The sequence below is a fragment of the Myroides sp. NP-2 genome, assembly GCF_014145665.1.
Classification (GTDB): domain Bacteria; phylum Bacteroidota; class Bacteroidia; order Flavobacteriales; family Flavobacteriaceae; genus Flavobacterium.
On record NZ_JACHTD010000033.1, the window covers coordinates 1 to 3,267 of the forward strand.

5 protein-coding genes are annotated in these 3,267 nt (G+C 30.5%); 1 reads left to right on the plus strand and 4 read right to left on the minus strand.

Annotated elements, in window-relative coordinates; translation table 11 throughout:
* A partial coding sequence (locus tag H4K35_RS15680) for a hypothetical protein (protein WP_220497704.1) occupies positions 1 to 202 on the plus strand: 202 nt, incomplete at its 5' end.
* Positions 203 to 419: 217 nt separating this feature from the next.
* Here the strand turns inward: H4K35_RS15680 and H4K35_RS15420 are convergent.
* The 4 genes from H4K35_RS15420 to H4K35_RS15435 form a co-directional block, all read right to left on the minus strand.
* Positions 420 to 1,313 (minus strand): HNH endonuclease, encoded by an 894-nt coding sequence (locus H4K35_RS15420; RefSeq protein WP_182628796.1) that lies wholly within the window; start codon positions 1,311 to 1,313, stop codon positions 420 to 422.
* On the minus strand, positions 1,297 to 2,118 hold the full coding sequence (locus H4K35_RS15425) for a hypothetical protein (protein WP_182628797.1): 822 nt from the start codon (positions 2,116 to 2,118) through the stop codon (positions 1,297 to 1,299). Before H4K35_RS15425 ends, H4K35_RS15420 begins: the two co-directional genes overlap by 17 nt.
* 5 nt (positions 2,119 to 2,123) lie before the next feature.
* Positions 2,124 to 2,549, minus strand: a complete 426-nt coding sequence (locus H4K35_RS15430; RefSeq protein WP_182628798.1) for a hypothetical protein — start codon at positions 2,547 to 2,549, stop codon at positions 2,124 to 2,126.
* A gap of 383 nt (positions 2,550 to 2,932) precedes the next feature.
* Entirely contained in the window at positions 2,933 to 3,139 is a 207-nt protein-coding gene (locus H4K35_RS15435) for a WYL domain-containing protein (protein ID WP_182628799.1), read from the minus strand.
* Between the last annotated feature and the right edge of the window lie 128 nt (positions 3,140 to 3,267).

Genomic DNA, 3,267 nt, shown 5'->3' on the forward strand with positions numbered 1-3,267 from the left:
AATCCACTTGTTTTCCAATCCTCTACATGAGAGTACATTATTTCTTGTTTGCTCATCTCTTTATTATTTCAAGCAAACTTACTACCTTACGTTAGCTTATGAAATATGGGCTTGGTCGGGTGGATACGTTATTGTTCTCATCATCGTTTTTTTTGACAAATGTAAAACGATGGGTAGACAGAGTGTGTCTGATAGAAAATAAAAAATCCCGAAATCTTTGGGTTTCGGGAAAATATTCAATAATTAAAGTAGCTACTAAAAAAAGTTGGTTAGATCATGATAAAATCATGATGGAATAATTGTGATTCATTAAACGTGCTGGTGTAAGCTTAATCTTCACTTATTTTACTAAAGAAACTATGGGTTTTGTTGAATGAAAAAATAACAAAAAAGGAAGTTTTAAGACCGCCCCGCCTTTTTTATCTATAATGAACACCACCGCCCCAAGTACTTTTACCACCAATATGTCTGACACCATCATGTGCTTTTTGGGATACAAGCTCCATTACACCATCTTTTTCATTGTGATGCCATATAAAACCAAAAACTTTATTATTTTTAGGATTGGTTATATCAAGTATTTGTTTTTCTAACATATCTTCTCCTTTAAGAATTTTCCCATTAAATGTATATTCCTTCCCCTTATTGAGTTCTCGCAACATAGCCTTTACTTTTTTAGGATTTTTCTTATATTCATTTGCTAGTGCAGCTTTACCAATATCAAACTGTTGAGCATCTTTCAAAAGATATTGTTCTTTATTTAATGTATGAGAAAACAAACGATAATTTGAAAAATCAGGGAATACCCCTACAACATCATAACCGTTTTGCTTTAATGTTCTTTTTACAAAAGGTACACCATTTAGGACTTCTCCCGCATACTTTTTATTATGGTTATTTAATAATTCTATTATAGGCTTTTTATTAGGATTGGCTTTTAGTTGTTTAGTAATACTTTCCAAATACCGTATTTCAAGTCTTATCGCAGGATTATCACTTACTAATCTGTAAGCACCTATTAATTCAGGATTCTTTAAAATTTTTTCTCTGAATACTTTGTACTTCGGAGTTAGTAAATCGTTTCTTAAAATATTTAATTGCTTATCATCAAGTAATTTTAGATATTTTTCATCAATCCCAAATTCTTTTATAAAACTTTTTACTGTTGTTTTTGAACTTTTTTCTATAACATTTTCTGTTGTTTCTTTAACTACTTTAGTAACTAACGGATTATCTATAATATCTTTTTTTCTACAAGAAGATACCAAAAGTATTAAAACGAACAAAAATGAAATTTTACTGATTTTCTCCATAATAATAGTTTTTTGTATTTGTATTCAGTTGTTTTAATAACACTTCATTAGGTTTAGAAATAATTTCATCTTTTATAGTATTCATAATGTTTTCTGCTATTTTATTTTCTCTACGTCCTTCAAAATAATAACTTAATCCAATTGATAAAATAATCAATACTATTGTTGCGATAATACCGGAAGATAAATCAATAAAAGACCAGCTGATTCCTAATAAAATACAGATTAATGGTAACCAGTCTATAAAATCTAATGTAAGTAATAGAATTTGCTCAAAAAATGCTCCTTCAAGATTTGTAGATATGTTTTCTGTAAAATTGTCATAAAAATGAAATTTCGAAATATTTGCCCGCCATTGTCCATTAGCTTCGTTCCCTTGAAAGACCTCAAACTGTTCCCTGTTTTTCTTCAAAGTACTTAAATAATCATTGACTTGCTTTTCCTCAAAACGTTGGTAATCTATCGGATTAAACACCAATTTAAGATGTGTTTCAATTTCAGTCTTATTTGCTTCATCAGACCTAAACCACTTTCGTTTCAAAACATTAAAAAAACCAAAACTATCATAGCTATCTAAAAATCCTTCTATTTTTTCTTCAAAATATTTTTCTTTTTCTGCCTCAAAATTTTCAATAAATTTTTCGTGGTTTTGCTGTTCCAATGTAGCGCTATAAGCAATTAGCTTATCCAATTCCATTTCCTTTTTAGGTAAATCAAATTGTAATGCTTGTCGTTCTTCTACCTCTTTACTACACGATATAAAGACAATCAAGCCAAAAAGGATAAAAATTTTTTTCATCATCATAGTTACTATTTTTCAATAGGTTCCTCCCACTTCCAATCTATATTGGTTTCAAATTCATCATTAAAACTATGCGTCCAAAAAGTGCCATACATCACTCTTTTCCTTAATGAATTTCTTTCAGAATCGTGCTGTCTGATTTTCTTTTCAAAAAGTACGTCTTTAAGCAATGTCTTTACTTGAAGTTCTCCTGAATTTGTAAAGACGGTTTGTCCACTCTGCACTCGTTTTAATGTGTGTACAGAACAGCCCAATACTCTGCTCAACTGTTCATAATCAAAATCATTGTGAATCATCAGCATATTGACCAATTGTGATGAACTCAACGTTTCTACAGTATAATCTATATACGTTTTTTTCTCTCTGTCTTCCATACCTCCCGAACAGGAAAACATAAAAACAGCCAACAAAATCACCGATAATATTTTCTTCATTTTTTATAATTTTACTAATATTTTAATTTACAAATATAACATTAAAATTATAATCGTTTTTTGTTGTACCTACTCTATTCGGTTTTCGCCTTTCCCGTTTTACTTTTATAAAGATATGAATCATTCAAATATAAATATTTAAAATGACGAAGTTAACTGCGCACAAAGCCAAACCACGTCCTCCAAAAAATTATTTTACGCTAACTTAACAATCCAGCTCAACGCGTCACTTCGAGTGAAATTTCTGTAACAGCGTGGAAGAAATTTTGTATCGAGAAGTTTTGGGTTACGGTTATCGATACATTTTTCAGATGAGTTTTTTCTAACTCATCTGAAAAACACTCGAACTTACGTGAATTGGAAATCATTAACTTCCCTGAAAATCAACCTTTATATTTTTCATACATTTCATTTACTTGTTCTCGCACATTTTCTCGTAACGATTGTGGTTCCAACACTTCACAAATAGAACCATGACGCATAATTTCCATAACAAAATCGTTGGTTGGGTGCATAAAAAGTTCAACAGTAAAAGTTGCTTCGATTTCATTGACAATTTTCTGCGATGCCTGAAAAGGTAATGACTTCACATGGAGAATCTGGAGAAATTGACCACCTCATTCTGGCAAAAGTGACCACCTGATTCTGGTTTAACTTGACCACCTGATTCTGGTGAAAGTGACCAGTTAAAAAAAATGATTTTTAGAACATATCAAAA